The sequence below is a fragment of the Mesorhizobium sp. 2RAF45 genome (genome assembly GCF_052115225.1).
Taxonomy (GTDB): Bacteria; Pseudomonadota; Alphaproteobacteria; order Rhizobiales; family Rhizobiaceae; genus Mesorhizobium; species Mesorhizobium jarvisii.
The window spans coordinates 1-13,855 of the sequence record NZ_JBFRGG010000012.1; the positions used below are offsets into that span (position 1 = coordinate 1).

At 64.1% G+C, this 13,855-nt stretch carries 13 protein-coding genes and 1 riboswitch; of the genes, 7 read left to right on the forward strand and 6 right to left on the reverse strand.

The features are described 5' to 3' along the window. Positions 1 to 292: 292 nt before the first annotated feature. Both AB4Z43_RS25180 and AB4Z43_RS25185 read right to left on the reverse strand, forming a co-directional pair. Positions 293 to 2,113, reverse strand: coding sequence for an ABC-F family ATP-binding cassette domain-containing protein (locus tag AB4Z43_RS25180; protein WP_064981198.1), 1,821 nt, complete (start codon positions 2,111 to 2,113; stop codon positions 293 to 295). Position 2,114: 1 nt separating this feature from the next. Next, positions 2,115 to 2,759 (reverse strand): thiamine diphosphokinase, encoded by a 645-nt coding sequence (locus AB4Z43_RS25185; RefSeq protein WP_019861718.1) that lies wholly within the window; start codon positions 2,757 to 2,759, stop codon positions 2,115 to 2,117. A gap of 88 nt (positions 2,760 to 2,847) precedes the next feature. Beyond that, positions 2,848 to 2,962: riboswitch (TPP riboswitch) on the forward strand. Between the two features lie 43 nt (positions 2,963 to 3,005). Between AB4Z43_RS25185 and thiB the strand changes: the two genes are divergently transcribed. The 4 genes from thiB to AB4Z43_RS25205 all read left to right on the forward strand — a co-directional run bounded on the left by thiB (position 3,006) and on the right by AB4Z43_RS25205 (position 8,135). After that, complete coding sequence (thiB, locus tag AB4Z43_RS25190) at positions 3,006 to 4,004, forward strand: thiamine ABC transporter substrate binding subunit (RefSeq protein WP_019861717.1); 999 nt, start codon at positions 3,006 to 3,008, stop codon at positions 4,002 to 4,004. After that, the gene (thiP, locus tag AB4Z43_RS25195) at positions 3,980 to 5,638 is read left to right on the forward strand and encodes a thiamine/thiamine pyrophosphate ABC transporter permease (protein WP_064981197.1); all 1,659 of its coding nucleotides are present in this window, start codon (positions 3,980 to 3,982) and stop codon (positions 5,636 to 5,638) included. The genes thiB and thiP overlap by 25 nt, the downstream gene beginning before the upstream one ends. Continuing rightward, a complete protein-coding gene (gene thiQ / locus AB4Z43_RS25200; protein WP_064981194.1) occupies positions 5,631 to 6,407 on the forward strand; it encodes a thiamine ABC transporter ATP-binding protein in 777 nt (258 codons plus the stop codon). The genes thiP and thiQ overlap by 8 nt, the downstream gene beginning before the upstream one ends. A gap of 258 nt (positions 6,408 to 6,665) precedes the next feature. After that, entirely contained in the window at positions 6,666 to 8,135 is a 1,470-nt protein-coding gene (locus tag AB4Z43_RS25205; protein WP_019861711.1) for a M48 family metalloprotease, read from the forward strand. Between the two features lie 159 nt (positions 8,136 to 8,294). Here the strand turns inward: AB4Z43_RS25205 and AB4Z43_RS25210 are convergent, their stop codons facing one another. After that, positions 8,295 to 9,158: an RNA polymerase factor sigma-32 gene (locus AB4Z43_RS25210; RefSeq protein ID WP_019861710.1), complete on the reverse strand. Its 864-nt coding sequence runs from the start codon at positions 9,156 to 9,158 to the stop codon at positions 8,295 to 8,297. A gap of 326 nt (positions 9,159 to 9,484) precedes the next feature. Between AB4Z43_RS25210 and AB4Z43_RS25215 the strand changes: the two genes are divergently transcribed. The 3 genes from AB4Z43_RS25215 to AB4Z43_RS25225 all read left to right on the forward strand — a co-directional run bounded on the left by AB4Z43_RS25215 (position 9,485) and on the right by AB4Z43_RS25225 (position 11,846). Further along, positions 9,485 to 10,258 (forward strand): amino acid ABC transporter substrate-binding protein, encoded by a 774-nt coding sequence (locus AB4Z43_RS25215; protein ID WP_019861708.1) that lies wholly within the window; start codon positions 9,485 to 9,487, stop codon positions 10,256 to 10,258. 137 nt (positions 10,259 to 10,395) lie between these two features. After that, entirely contained in the window at positions 10,396 to 11,076 is a 681-nt protein-coding gene (locus AB4Z43_RS25220; RefSeq protein ID WP_441939358.1) for an amino acid ABC transporter permease, read from the forward strand. Beyond that, complete coding sequence (locus AB4Z43_RS25225) at positions 11,073 to 11,846, forward strand: amino acid ABC transporter ATP-binding protein (protein WP_441939360.1); 774 nt, start codon at positions 11,073 to 11,075, stop codon at positions 11,844 to 11,846. The genes AB4Z43_RS25220 and AB4Z43_RS25225 overlap by 4 nt, the downstream gene beginning before the upstream one ends. Positions 11,847 to 11,924: 78 nt before the next feature. Here the strand turns inward: AB4Z43_RS25225 and AB4Z43_RS25230 are convergent, their stop codons facing one another. From AB4Z43_RS25230 to AB4Z43_RS25240, 3 genes are all read right to left on the reverse strand, one after another. After that, positions 11,925 to 12,506, reverse strand: coding sequence for a CarD family transcriptional regulator (locus tag AB4Z43_RS25230; protein ID WP_010911999.1), 582 nt, complete (start codon positions 12,504 to 12,506; stop codon positions 11,925 to 11,927). A gap of 369 nt (positions 12,507 to 12,875) precedes the next feature. Further along, entirely contained in the window at positions 12,876 to 13,214 is a 339-nt protein-coding gene (fdxA, locus tag AB4Z43_RS25235) for a ferredoxin FdxA (protein ID WP_008873823.1), read from the reverse strand. Positions 13,215 to 13,463: 249 nt separating this feature from the next. After that, entirely contained in the window at positions 13,464 to 13,850 is a 387-nt protein-coding gene (locus AB4Z43_RS25240; RefSeq protein ID WP_019861705.1) for an RNA-binding S4 domain-containing protein, read from the reverse strand. Positions 13,851 to 13,855 lie beyond the last annotated feature (5 nt).

Below are 13,855 nucleotides of genomic sequence, written 5' to 3' on the forward strand. Positions count from 1 at the left end.
CCAAAACCGCCGCCACAACCCGCTCGCGAAGATCATTGGAAAGAGGTCGGGTCATCAGATGCTGGCCTCCACTCCAGCCAGCATCTTGAATCACAAAACCGACAAATCGGGAATCCCCTTCGATTCCATCAAGCCGTGAACCGCTCTAATGGCTCCCAGGCCTTCGGGCGTTCAATCCGTTCCAAAGGTCCACTGGATCTTTCGATTCGCCTGAAGGCGAACCGGGCTTTCACCGTTCGTCGCTTCAATCGACAAATCGTTGTCGATCGATTGGCCTACGGCCGAACGCTCCTCACCCTTCCATCTCCTCGCGCAGCATCTCCAGCTCCAGCCACTCTTCCTCGAGCGCGGCCAGCGTCGCGCGTTCCTTGTCGAGGGCGGCGATGGTTTTCTGGAAGGAGGCCGGATCGCGCTCGTAATAGGCCGGGTCGGCGATGTTGTTCTCCAGCCGCGAGATCGACGCGGTCACCGCCTCGATCTTCTTGGGGAGCGATTCCAGGGCGAATTTCTGCTTGAACGACAGTTTCTTCGCCGGCCCTTTCGGGGCCGCCGGTTCGCTCTTGCCAGGCGCCGGCGCATCGGCCGCTTCAGCCTTGGCCCGCGCCTTGCGGTCGTCGAGCCTGGTGCCGCCGCGTTGCGCCAGCATGTCAGAATAGCCGCCGGCATATTCGACCCAACGGCCGCCGCCGTCCGGCGCGATGATGCTGGTGACGGTGCGGTCAAGGAAATCGCGGTCGTGGCTGACCAGGATGACGGTGCCGGCAAAGCCGGCGACCAGTTCCTGCAGCAGTTCCAGCGTCTCCATGTCGAGATCGTTGGTCGGCTCATCGAGCACCAGGAGGTTTGCCGGCCGGGCCAGCACGCGCGCCAGGATCAGCCGCGCCCGCTCGCCGCCGGACAGTTCGCGCACCGGCGTGCGCGCCTGCTCCGGCTTGAACAGGAAATCCTTCATGTAGGAGACGACATGGCGCTGCTCGCCATTGATGACGAGGTTTTCGCCGCGTCCGTCGGTGAGGTATTGCGCCAGCGTCTCCTGCGGGTCGACTGCCTCGCGCTTCTGGTCGAGCGTGGCGATTTCCAGATTGGTGCCGAGCCGCACCGAGCCGGCATCCGGCGCCAATTCGCCGGTCAGCATCTTCAAAAGCGTCGTCTTGCCGGCGCCGTTCGGTCCGACGAGGCCGACGCGATCGCCGCGCTGGATGCGGGTCGAGAAGCCCTTGACCACGGTGAGGTCGCCAAAGCTCTTCTCGATGTTCTTCGCTTCGATCACCAGCTTGCCGGATTCGGCGGCGTCGCTCGCCACCATGGTCGCGGTGCCCTCGGCGCCCCTATGGCCGCGCAAACGCTGGCGCATGGTCTGCAACTCGCCGAGGCGGCGCATGTTGCGCTTGCGCCGCGCCGTCACGCCATAACGCAGCCAGTGTTCTTCACGCACGATCTGGCGGCCAAGCTTGTGCTGCTCGCGCTCTTCCTCTTCCAACACCTGGTCGCGCCATTCCTCGAAATGGCCAAAACCCTTGTCCAGCCTGCGGGTCTGGCCACGATCGAGCCAGACGGTGGCGCGCGACACGCGCTCTAGAAAGCGGCGGTCGTGCGAGATGACGATGAGTGCCGAGGAGGTGCGCACGAGCTCCTCTTCCAGCCATTCGATGACCGACAGGTCAAGATGATTGGTCGGCTCATCAAGCAGCAGGATGTCGGGTTCCGGCGCCATGACACGGGCCAGGGCTGCGCGCCTGGCCTCGCCACCTGAGAGATCACCCGGCCGTTCCTCGCCGGTGAGGCCAAGATGCTCCATGAGATAGGAGGCGCGGTAGGGATCGTCGGCTGGCCCGAGGCCCGCCTCGACATAGGCACGCACGGTGACGAAACCTTCCATGTCGGGCATCTGCGGCAGATAGCGGACGGTTGCCGAGGGCTGGCGAAACACCTCACCGTCCTGCGGCTCGATCAGGCCGGCCGCGATCTTAAGCAGCGTCGACTTGCCGGACCCGTTGCGGCCGACCAGCGCGATCTTGTCACCGGCCGAAGCCGTCAAGGCGGCGCCGTCGAGCAGCGGTGTGCCGCCGAAGGTCAGTCTTATCCCGTCGAGATTGAGAAGAGGCGGGGCCATGTCAGCTTTCAGGTAGTGGATACGGATGCGCGAGCAGCAGCGCGCGGCCGTGGCCGAGCGCGATGTCGAGGCGGCCCCGGACCTCGTTGGAAATGGTCAGCGACGAGCCGAACGCCACTACGACCTGGTTCAACGGCCATTTGGCGCCGGTGACGGTCAGGCCGGCAAGTTCGGAAAAGCCGAGGATCGAAAACAGCGTGCCGTCGGCATAGTCGAAGCCGGCCGTTCCCGACAGCAACGGGACACCTTCCTGGGCGCCGCTGGTCAACAGCACCTCGGTTCCGGCTTCGGCCAGGCGCAGGGCGAGCGCCAGATGCAGGAAAGCGTGGTCGGCGCGCTTGCCGCCGAACGCGCCCGCCAGCACCAGGCTAGTCGCGCCACGCTCGAGGGCTGCGGCAATCGCCAATTCGCCGTCGGTCTTGTCCTTCTCCGCCGGGAAGGTTCGGCGGGGCACTGCGGCGAGGTCGGCGGGGAGATCGGCCGGCACCGAATCGAAATCACCCACCCATAGTTCCGGCACAAGGCCGAGCAGCCGGGCATGGCCGATGCCGGCGTCGGCGGCAATGATGCGCGAGCCGTCGACCTGGCGGTCGAGCCGGGGCGTGCGGATGAGATCGCCGCCAAGCAGGATGGTGAATGTGCTCATATCCGGTGGCCTGTACCAGCCCGGCAGCGGAAACGGAAGGCCGGCAAACTGCCACTTGCGCGGTTCCCCGGCCCGGCCTATGTGTCGAAACGCTCTAACGGGGTGCCGAACGCGATCTTCGCGGACCGGCTGAGAGGCAGTCTCGCCAACCCGCTGAACCTGATCCGGTTTGTACCGGCGGAGGGATTAGACGTTTCGGACAGTCCGGCGCCTCAATTCCTTGCAATTCGAACGAAGGAGGCGCCGATGCGCACGCTTTTATACGCTCTTGTCTCGACCATGGTCGTGGCGCTGTCCGGGCCGGCCTTGGCCAAGGACAAGCTCACCGTCTACACCTATGAAAGCTTCACCGCCGACTGGGGGCCAGGCCCGGTGGTGAAGAAGGAATTCGAGGCCGAATGCGGCTGCGACGTAGAGTTCGTCTCGGTCGCCGATGGCGTGGCCCTGCTCAACCGCGTCAAGCTAGAAGGCGCGTCAACCAAGGCCGACATCGTACTTGGCCTCGACACCAATCTCACCGCCGATGCCAAGGCTAGCGGGTTGTTTGCCCCGCATGGCGCGGTCTCCGATGTCAACGTGCCGGGTGGCTGGAGCGACGATACTTTTGTTCCCTTCGACTACGGCTATTTCGCCGTCGTCTACGACACCGAAAAACTGAAGACGCCGCCGAAGAGCCTGAAGGAACTGGTCGAAGGCAGTGCCGACGACAAGATCGTCATCCAGGATCCGCGCACCTCGACGCCGGGCCTCGGCCTGCTGTTGTGGGTGAAGTCGGTCTATGGCGACAAGGCGCCGGAAGCCTGGGCCAAGCTCAAGACGAAGGTGCTGACCGTGACGCCGGGCTGGAGCGAGGCCTATGGCCTGTTCACCAAGGGCGAGGCGCCGATGGTGTTGTCCTACACGACCTCGCCGGCCTATCACATGGTCGCCGAGAACACGCAGCGCTACCAGGCCGCTTCTTTCGAGGAGGGCGAATATCTGCAGATCGAGGTCGCGGGAATCACCACGAACGGAGCCAAGAACCCGCTGGCGGCAAAATTCATCGCCTTCATGACCGGGCCGAAATTCCAGGACGCGATCCCGGAGACCAACTGGATGTTCCCGGCCGGAAAGACCGACAAGCCGCTCAACCCGGCCTTCGACAAGCTGGTCAAGCCGACCAAGACCCTGCTGTTCAGCCCCGAAGAGGTTGCCGCCAACCGCAAGGCCTGGGTGGATGAATGGCTGGCGGTGATGAGCAAATAGGCAGAGTGGTGACGCCGGCGCAAACCACGGATTCACGCGTCAGCGCCGGCATCATCGCGCTCGCCGCGATCACGCTGCTGATCGGCGGCGCATTCGCGGGCCTGCTCGTCGAAGGCGCCCATGATTTTTCGGGAGCCTGGGCGGCCTTCGATCCCTACCTGCTGCGCGTCGTGCGCTTCACGCTTTGGCAGGCAGTCCTCTCGACCCTGCTTTCGGTGATCCCGGCGCTGTTCGTGGCGCGCGCCCTGTCGCGGCATCCGCGTTTCTTCGGCCGCGCCTTCATCCTGCAACTCTTCGCCGTGCCGCTGGCGCTGCCGGCGATCGTCGCGGCGCTTGGCATACTGGCGCTGTACGGCCGTGCCGGCTATTTCGCCGGCCTGTTCAGCGCCGTCGGCGGCCAGGGTTGGCCAGGCATCTATGGCTTGTCCGGCATTCTCGTCGCCCACGTCTTCTTCAACCTGCCGTTGGCGACCCGCCTGTTCCTCGAGGCGCTGCAGACGATACCCGCCGACCAGTGGCGGCTGGCAAGCCAGCTCGGCATGGCGGCGCGGCCGGCCTTCCGGCTGATCGAATGGCCGACGCTGCGCGCCGCTCTGCCGGGTGTCGCCGGGCTGGTCTTCATGCTCTGCATCACCTCCTTCACCATCGTTTTGACGCTTGGCGGCGGACCGGCGGCAACGACGCTGGAGGTCGGCATCTACCAGGCGCTGCGCTTCGATTTCGATCCGGCGCGGGCGGTCGCCCTGACATTGCTGCAGATTGCCTTGACCTTCATCGTGGTGCTGGCGCTGACGCGGCTTGGCGCCAATGTCGTCGGCGACACCACCCTGCCAGTGGCGCCGCGCCGTTATCTCTCCGTCGACACGACCGAGGCGTCACTCAACGCCGTGTTCATCGTGCTGGCGCTGCTGTTCGTTATCGGACCGATGGCCGCGACCGTCTCGGCAGGCTTGGGCGCCGATCTCGGCCGGCTCGCCGGCGAGGCCGCTGTCCGGCAGGCGACGCTGACCAGTGCGGTGCTCGCTTTCCTGTCGGCGCTGCTTTCAGTGATGCTGTCGTTGGCGCTGACCATGGCGCGACGGGCACTCGCGTTGAGGCGCCGCGCCGGTCGAAGGACACTGCTCGAACACGCCACGGATACCGGCGCCGGTTTTGTGCTGGTCGTGCCGCCGATCGTCATCGGAGCCGGCTGGTTCCTCCTGCTGCGCCATGCCGGCGATGTCTTTGCCATCGCCCCGGTCATGGTCGTCACCGTCAATTCTGTCATGGCGATGCCTTTCGCGCTGCGCGCCGTCCGTCCCGCCTATGACGCGGCGAGCGAGCGCCACGAACGGCTCTGCGCGCAGCTCGGCATTTCCGGCTGGGCCAGGCTGCGGCTGGTCGACTGGCCGTCATTGCGGCGGCCGCTCGCCACCGCCTTCGCCTTCGCCATGGCGCTGTCGCTCGGCGATCTCGGCGTTATCGCGCTGTTCGGCAGTGATTCCGTGCAGACCTTGCCTTACCTTCTCCTGGCGCGCATGGGCAGCTACCGCACGCAGGACGCCGCCGGCCTGGCGCTGTTGCTTGGCCTCGTTTGCCTCACCTTGGTGCTGGCGGCGGACTGGCTGGGAAGAGACAAGGTCCGCAATGTCTGACGGAGCGATGAGAGGGAAGGGTGTTCCGGTGCGGCTGGACAAGGTCTCGTTCAGCTATGGCGAGGCGCCGCTCACCTTCGATGTCGCGTTCGCGGCGGCGGAAATCACCGCCATCATGGGGCCGAGCGGTTCGGGCAAGTCGACGCTGCTCAATCTGGTCGCCGGCTTCGAGACGCCGCAGTCGGGCCGCGTGCTGATCGGCGGGGCCGATGTCGGCGCAGCGCCGCCAGCCGCACGGCCGGTGTCGATGGTGTTTCAGGAAAACAACCTTTTTGCGCATCTCTCCGTCGAGCAGAATGTCGGGCTCGGCCGCTCGCCATCGCTGCGGCTGACCGAAGCCGATCGAACCGCCATTGCCGAAGCGTTGGAACGCACAGGCCTTGGCGGCAAGGACAAGCGGCTGCCGCGCGAACTCTCCGGCGGCGAGCGCCAGCGTGTCGCCCTGGCGCGCGTGCTGGTGCGCGATCGCCCGGTGCTTCTGCTCGACGAACCCTTCGCTTCGCTCGGGCCTGCCTTACGCGACGATATGCTCGACCTGGTTGCCGGCGTGCATGCGGAGCGCGGCATGACGGTGCTGTTCGTCACGCACCAGCCACAGGACGCCCGCCGCATTGGCCGCAATGTGGTGTTTCTGGACAATGGCGCCGTCGCGGCCACCGGCAGCGCGGACGATTTCTTTGTTGGGGCTGGTCCGGAGGCGTTCCGGCGCTATGTCGGTGCAGGTGCCGGCAATGCCGTATCACGAGATATTGCCCGGAAGCGGACATAATTTACGGTCAAACCGGTATCAGGCAACGGGGCGCTTGCTTGCCATGGCAGAAGTAGTGTGGCTAGGTCCGCCCTATTGGTTTGGCACAAGCCGTGATTTGCCTACGGTACTCGTCACACGCCCCTAGGGACGTGTGACGAGTACCGTAGAAATTTGTTTTTGCGCATGACAGGTTCCGGAGATCGCCCCCGATTTTCGTGGTCATGCGCCGGGACCTGAAAGGAAGCCGCTCTGGCGATCGGCGTCGACAAGCTACGAATGAACCCGCTAGCGCGCTTTCTGGCGCTGGCCGGCTTTGCCGTGGCGCTCGCAAGCTGCCAGATGTTCACGCCTCCGGAAGTCCAGGAATCCGGCTTCCAACCGTCCGACAAGCCGATCACGGTCGACAATGTCAGTGCCAACAACAAGCTCGCCGAACTGGCCAAGGCGCAGCATCCGCGCATCCTGGCGACCTATGGCGGCGAATATTCCGATCCCAAGCTTGAGCGCATGGTCGCCAAGGTCGTCGGCAATCTGACCGTTGTGTCGGCGAACCCGACCCAGACTTACCGCATCACCATCCTCAATTCGCCCAACGTCAACGCCTTCGCACTGCCGGGCGGCTATCTCTACATCACGCGCGGTCTGCTGGCGCTGGCGAATGATTCGTCCGAGCTCGCCGCCGTCATCGCGCATGAGATGGGCCACGTCACCGCCAATCACGGCCTGCAGCGCCAGCAGCTGGAGGCCGAGGAAGGCCTGGCGACCAAAGTGGTTTCCGACGTGCTCGGCGACAGCCCGACCGCCAAGGCGGCTTTGATCCGCGGCAAGCTCCGGCTGGCGCAGTTCTCGCGCAACCAGGAGCTGGAGGCCGACGCCATCGGCATCAAGTCGATCGGCGAAGCCGGCTACGACCCTTATGCCGCCGGCCGCTTCCTGCAGTCGATGTCGGCCTATACCGATTTCCGCTCGATCAGCGGCGCCACCGACGCCAGCCTCGACTTTCTGGCGACGCACCCCAACACGCCGCAGCGCATCGACCTGGCGCAGCGCCATGCCCGCCAGTTCGGCGCGCCCGGTGTCGGCACGCGCGACCGCGATTCCTTCCTCGCCGGCATAGACGGCCTGCTCTATGGCGATACGCCGGAGGAAGGCTATGTGCGTGGCGAGACCTTCCTTCATCCGGGCCTCGGCGTGTCCTTCACGGTGCCGGACGGTTTCATCATCGACAATTCGGCGGCGGCGGTGACGGCGACCGGGCCTGGCGACATAGCGATCCGCTTCGACGGCGTTTCGATCGACAAGAACCGCGCCTTGACCGACTACATCAGAAGCGGCTGGGTGGCCGGTCTGGACGACAGCAGCGTCAAGCAGGAAACCATCAACGGCAACGAGGCCGCGACGGCGCATGCCAGTGCCGAAGGCTGGCAGTTCGACATCGCGGTGATCCGTGCCGGCGGCCAGGTCTACCGGCTGCTCACCGCGGCACCCTCGGCCAGCACCTCGCTGGAGACGGTGGCACGCTCTGTCAGCGGGTCGTTCCGTATCCTGAGTGCCGCTGAAAAGGCGGCCTTGAAGCCGCTGCATATCCGCGTGCTTACCGTGCAGCCGGGCCAGACCATGGGCTCGCTCGCCGCGCAGATGGTCGGCGTCGACCGCAAGCTCGATCTGTTCCGGGTGCTCAACGCGCTGTCGCCGGGCGCCGCGGTTTCGACCGGCGACAAGGTCAAGATCGTCACCGACAAATAAGAGTACGCTGCAAACTCACTTCGCTGGACGCTTGCCGCGGCTTTCTGTGCTTCCGGTGCTCATGGACTTAGAGACCACTCCGCTCCGGTTCTCGAAAACCACGCCATTCGACTCAGCGGAGCGAGTTTTGACCGCACTCTTGTGCCGTGCCGTTGAAAGTCAGGCGGCCGTCGCCAGAAATTCCGGGTTCTGCTTCACCAGCGCCACTTTGAGCTTTTCCATGGCGCGGGCCTCGATCTGGCGGACGCGTTCCTTGGATATACCGAGCGTCTCGCCGAGAGCCTCGAGCGTGGCGCCCTCGTCGTTCAGCCGGCGTTCCTCGATGATCCTGAGTTCACGCGCGTTCAGCGCATGAAGCGCCTCCCGCAGCCAAAGCGAACGGCGCGCGATATCGATCTTGTCGCCGACGATCTCGTCGGGCAGGGGATCGTCGGAAACCAGGAAGTCCATCCGCTCGGTCGCGCCCGCATCGTCGGCAAGCGGCATGTTGAGCGAGGAGTCGGGCGCCGAAAGCCGTGAATCCATCATCGCCACGTCAGCCTCGGAGACGCCAAGCGCCACCGACACTTCGCGGTAGAGGGTCGTGTTGGAAAGCGGCTCGGCGCCGTTCGCCAGCCGGGCGCGCAGGCGGCGCAGGTTGAAGAACAGGGCTTTCTGCGCGGAACTGGTTCCGCCGCGCACGATCGACCAGTTGCGCAGGATGTAATCCTGCATCGAGGCGCGGATCCACCACGTCGCATAGGTCGAAAACCGCACTTCGCGTTCGGGCTCGAAGCGGGCGGCGGCCTCGAGCAGGCCGACATGACCTTCCTGGATCAGGTCGCCGAGCGGCAGGCCGTAATGGCGGAATTTCGAGGCCATGGAAATCACCAGCCGCATATGGGCAACAGTGATGCTGTGCAATGCGTTCTGGTCGTTGTCTTGCTTCCAGAGCAAGGCCAGCCGATGTTCTTCGTCGCGTTCGAGGTAGGGAGCCTTCATTGCCGCGCGGACCATAATCCGTCCTGCCGTGTCTTCCATCATGAGGCGCTCCCTGGCTCCGGCGATCTAACCGACGTTACGAACTTGGCAGGGCACCGGTTGAAATCGCGGCGTCGCGCCCTAGAACAGCCAAAACTGCCATGCGCGAGAAAGGTTCCGCTGGCGCGGGCGGGCGAGGGTTGCTGTCCGGGCGATTTCGACGCGGTTGCCGGGGGCGGTCAGACGCTGCAAGAGATCATATTTAGAGAATTTGGTTTCAGGAATTCTTTGTTTTTGAAATCTGGTTCCTTATTCTTTCGGCTGGCATCTGTCATTTTCCAGCCCTCACAGCAGGCCAGACATCAGACCAAGGACGGGATCACAAAAAAATGAAATGGCTCAAGTCGCTTATCGTCGCCGGAACGCTGCAGGCCCTGGCGGTCACATCAGGCCATGCCGGCGCCAATCTCGATCAGATCAAACAGGCCGGAATCATCAAGATCGGCACGGAAGGCACTTACGCGCCCTTCACCTATCATGACGCGTCCGGCGCGCTGGTCGGCTTCGACGTTGAGATCGCCAAGGCGATCGCCGACAAGCTCGGTGTCAAGGTCGAGTTCCTGGAAGGGAAGTGGGACGGGCTGATCGCCGGCCTCGACGTCAAGCGCTACGACGCCGTCATCAACGAGGTCGGCATCACCGATGCGCGCAAGGCCAAGTATGATTTCTCCGATCCCTACATCGCCTCCAAGGCGGTGCTGATCGTTCGCGGCGACAACAACGACATCAAGACCTTCGCCGATCTCAAAGGCAAGAAGTCGGCGCAGTCGCTGACCTCGAACTTCGGCAAGCTGGCCGAGGCGAACGGCGCCGAACTGGTCGGCACCGACGGCTTCGACCAGTCGATCCAGCTGCTTTTGACCGGCCGCGCCGACGCCACCATCAATGACAGCCTGTCGTTCCTCGACTTCAAGAAGCACAAGCCCGACGCCAATGTGAAGATCGCCGCGCAAGAGGAAAACGCCGACTATTCCGGCGTCATCGTGCGCAAGGGCGATCCGGAACTGGTTGCCGCCATCAACAAGGCGCTGGCCGATATCAAGGCCGACGGCACCTACAAGAAGATCGCCGACACCTATTTCGGCCAGGACGTTTCGAAGTAACTTTGAGTGGGGCCGTTCGTCGCCCCTGCAACGCATCCAGCGGCGGGCCGTCTTTGACGGCTCGCCGCTTTTGTCGTGATATGGCCGGCGCATTCGCGCCTCGATGAAGCCATCTCGACCATTCTGGAGGGTCTTTCGTGCCGCACTGGCTGCAACTGATGCTGGAGTCGCTGCCTTCGCTGCTCTGGGCCGCCTTGATCTTCACTTTACCGCTGACGCTGTTGTCCTTCGTGCTGGGCCTGACGGTTGGCCTCGGGGTAGCACTCGGCCGGCTGTTCGGGCCGAAGCCGCTGGTCATGCTCGTGCGCTTCTATGTCTGGATCTTCCGCGGCACGCCGCTGCTGGTGCAGCTGTTCCTGATCTTCTACGGCCTGCCGTCGGTCGGCATCCTGCTCGATGCCTTTACCGCAGCGCTGATCGGCTTCACGCTCAACATCGGCGCCTACACGTCGGAGATCATCCGCGCGGCCATCGGCTCGGTGCCGAAGGGCCAGTGGGAAGCCGCCTATTCGATCGGCATGACCTGGAGTCAGGCGATGCGGCGCACCATCCTGCCGCAGGCCGGCCGGGTCGCGGTGCCGCCGCTCTCCAACACCTTCATCTCGCTGGTCAAGGACACCTCGCTTGCCGCCGCCATCACCGTGCCCGAGATGTTCCAGGCGGCGCAGCGCATCGTCGCCACCACCTATGAGCCGCTGATCCTCTATGTCGAGGCGGCGATCCTCTATCTGGCGATGAGTTCGGTGCTGTCGGCCCTTCAGACGCGGCTGGAGGAGCGGCTCAACCGCTATGGCGGCTTCCTGGAGGCACGCTCATGATCCGCCTCACCAACATCGAAAAGCGCTTCGGCGACAATCTTGTGCTCAAGGGCGTGACGGTCGCGATCGCCGAAGGCAGCGTCACGGCACTTGTCGGCCCCTCGGGCGGGGGGAAAAGCACGCTGTTGCGCTGCATCAACCTCCTGGAAATCCCGACTTCGGGCACGGTGCGCATCGGCGACGAGACGCTCGAGTTTCGCCCGGGCATCAAGGTGCCGGCCGCCGATATCAGGCGGCTGCGCCTGCAGACCGGCATGGTGTTCCAGAATTTCCAGCTGTTCCCGCACCGCACCGCCATCGAGAACGTCATGGAAGGGCTGGTGACGGTGCTGAAATGGTCGCCTGAGAAGGCGCGCGAGCGGGCGCTCGCCTTGCTGGAAAAGGTCGGGATGGCGCACAAGGCGGATGCCTGGCCGGCGACGCTGTCAGGCGGCCAGCAGCAGCGCGTGGCGATCGCCCGCGCCTTGGCGCCGTCGCCGAAGGTGCTGCTATGCGACGAACCGACTTCGGCGCTCGATCCGGAACTGGCGCAAGAAGTGGTCGACGTGCTCGGCAAGCTCGCCAGCGAAGGCACGACCATGGTGATGGCGACGCATGATTTGCGGCTTGCCTCCAAGATCGCCCAGGAGGCGGTGTTCCTTGATGCCGGCGTCATCGTCGAGCAGGGTCCGTCGGCGACCTTGTTCGGCAATCCGGAGCGCGAACGGACCAAGCGCTTCATCGCGACGCTGAAGCAGGAGGCGGAGAAGGAAGGCGGAGGTCAAGCATAGGCCCAGCCATTGCCTTGTCCGAGAACCAAAAAACCCGGCGCGAGGCCGGGTTTTTCGTGAACTTAAAGGCTCAAGAGCTCAGGCAGCTTCTTCCTGCTCGGCTTCCTCATTGTCGGCCTTGGCGCCGCGCTTAGGGCCCTTGTTGAGGTTGACCTCGATCAGGCGCACGGCTTCGGTTTCCGACATGCGGTTGACGGCCGCGATCTCGCGGGCCATGCGGTCGAGTGCCGCTTCATAGAGCTGGCGCTCGGAATAGGACTGCTCCGGCTGGTTGTCGGCGCGGTAGAGGTCGCGCACGACTTCCGAGATCGAGATCAGGTCGCCGGAATTGATCTTGGCATCATATTCCTGGGCGCGGCGCGACCACATGGTGCGCTTGACGCGGGCGCGGCCCTGCACGACCTTCAACGCGCGCTCGACATAATCCTCTTCCGACAGCTTGCGCATGCCAATGGAGGTCGCCTTGGCGACCGGCACCTTCAGGCGCATCTTGTCCTTCTGGAAGTCGATGACGAACAGTTCCAGCTTATGGCCGGCCACTTCCTGCTCGTCGATCGACACGATCTGGCCAACGCCATGCGCCGGGTAGACGATATACTCGCCGGTCTTGAAACCGTGACGCGCACCAGTGGACTTCTTCTGCGGGGTGATCGTTGCCATTACGCCCTGAACTCCTTGTTATGGGCCGGCGGCGGTGCCGGCTGAACTCGTGCGACCGGGGAAACCGATCGTTAGCCGCACAACAGATGAACCCACCGGAAAGGTCGGGACCGGCAAACCGCACGAACTGCGACCGCCTGACCCAGATCGCTCTGGTCCGGAATGGGATTTTCACCTTTCAGTGATTTGGGGCGTCTGCGCCATAAATCGACGTTGTGTCACCGGCATGTTTCGCTGATGTAGCACAAAAAGTCGGAAGAATCAAGGTTTTGCTGCGTAAGCGAAGGCCACAACCAATCGCCGCCTGTCAAGGCGGTTAATCCGATGTGCCTGTTACGCTGCGTCATACAAGCCTTTACGGCTGTATTGTCAATCGCCTTCGCCAGGCTCGGCGGAGAAGTATTTCTCGAACTTGCCGGCCTCGCCATCGAAGGTCTTGGCGTCTGCCGGCGGCTCCTTCTTGGCGGTGATGTTGGGCCATTTCTCGGCATATTCGGTGTTGATCTGCAGCCATTTGTCGAGGCCTGGCTCGGTGTCGGGCTTGATCGCGTCGGCCGGGCATTCAGGCTCGCAGACGCCGCAGTCGATGCACTCGTCGGGATGGATGACGAGCATGTTCTCGCCTTCGTAGAAACAGTCGACCGGACAGACCTCGATGCAGTCCATATATTTGCATTTGATGCAATTGTCGGTCACGACATAGGTCATCGGTCGGCTCCGGGACGTCCCAGCTTAATGGGCCAGTTTTCTTGGGCTTTTTCCGTGAGGTAACGCCTTTGTCTCTCGCTTGCAAGCGTTGCCATGCCCGACCGCTTCGGCGTTGGCGGAATGGAATTCCAGCCGGCAGGCACGGCGAGGGCGGCTGATGTCTTGTGGAGCATCTTGTTTGCCGGGCTCGGTTCCGTCCTGCGCCCGCCGTTGCCCGGGGATTTCGGCCCGCGGTCTGGCCGGCAAGCCTCAATCGTCACCAAGCAAGCGGTCGGTCTGGCGGCGCTCTCTTTTGGTCGGGCGGCCGCTGCCGGCCTCGCGCAGCGCCGGTATGGCGTCGGGAAGCGCCTCCCCCTTCGGTGTGGGCGGCGGCGACATGTCCTCGTAGAGGGTGCGGGCTTCCTCCGCCGGGCCGCGCCGGACACCCGCGCCAAGCACCTTCCAGACGAAAATGCGCCGGTCGAGCGTGATGGTCAGCACGTCACCCGGCTTGACCAGATCGGAGGCCTGCGCTGCTTTGTCGCGATTGATGCGCACGCGCCCGGCGACGACGAGCTTCGCCGCCAGTGAGCGCGATTTCACCGCGCGCGAGAAGAACAGCCATTTGTCGATGCGCTGGCGGCCTTCGGCAACCATCGAAC

What these genes read in the sequence shown, in the direction of transcription:
- AB4Z43_RS25180 (WP_064981198.1), bottom strand. Translation starts at nt 2,113, where the DNA reads ATGGCCCCGCCTCTTCTCAATCTCGACGGGATAAGACTGACCTTCGGC.
- AB4Z43_RS25185 (WP_019861718.1), bottom strand. Translation starts at nt 2,759, where the DNA reads ATGAGCACATTCACCATCCTGCTTGGCGGCGATCTCATCCGCACGCCC.
- thiB (WP_019861717.1), top strand. Translation starts at nt 3,006, where the DNA reads ATGCGCACGCTTTTATACGCTCTTGTCTCGACCATGGTCGTGGCGCTG.
- thiP (WP_064981197.1), top strand. Translation starts at nt 3,980, where the DNA reads ATGGCTGGCGGTGATGAGCAAATAGGCAGAGTGGTGACGCCGGCGCAA.
- thiQ (WP_064981194.1), top strand. Translation starts at nt 5,631, where the DNA reads ATGTCTGACGGAGCGATGAGAGGGAAGGGTGTTCCGGTGCGGCTGGAC.
- AB4Z43_RS25205 (WP_019861711.1), top strand. Translation starts at nt 6,666, where the DNA reads ATGAACCCGCTAGCGCGCTTTCTGGCGCTGGCCGGCTTTGCCGTGGCG.
- AB4Z43_RS25210 (WP_019861710.1), bottom strand. Translation starts at nt 9,158, where the DNA reads ATGATGGAAGACACGGCAGGACGGATTATGGTCCGCGCGGCAATGAAG.
- AB4Z43_RS25215 (WP_019861708.1), top strand. Translation starts at nt 9,485, where the DNA reads ATGAAATGGCTCAAGTCGCTTATCGTCGCCGGAACGCTGCAGGCCCTG.
- AB4Z43_RS25225 (WP_441939360.1), top strand. Translation starts at nt 11,073, where the DNA reads ATGATCCGCCTCACCAACATCGAAAAGCGCTTCGGCGACAATCTTGTG.
- AB4Z43_RS25230 (WP_010911999.1), bottom strand. Translation starts at nt 12,506, where the DNA reads ATGGCAACGATCACCCCGCAGAAGAAGTCCACTGGTGCGCGTCACGGT.
- fdxA (WP_008873823.1), bottom strand. Translation starts at nt 13,214, where the DNA reads ATGACCTATGTCGTGACCGACAATTGCATCAAATGCAAATATATGGAC.
- AB4Z43_RS25240 (WP_019861705.1), bottom strand. Translation starts at nt 13,850, where the DNA reads ATGGTTGCCGAAGGCCGCCAGCGCATCGACAAATGGCTGTTCTTCTCG.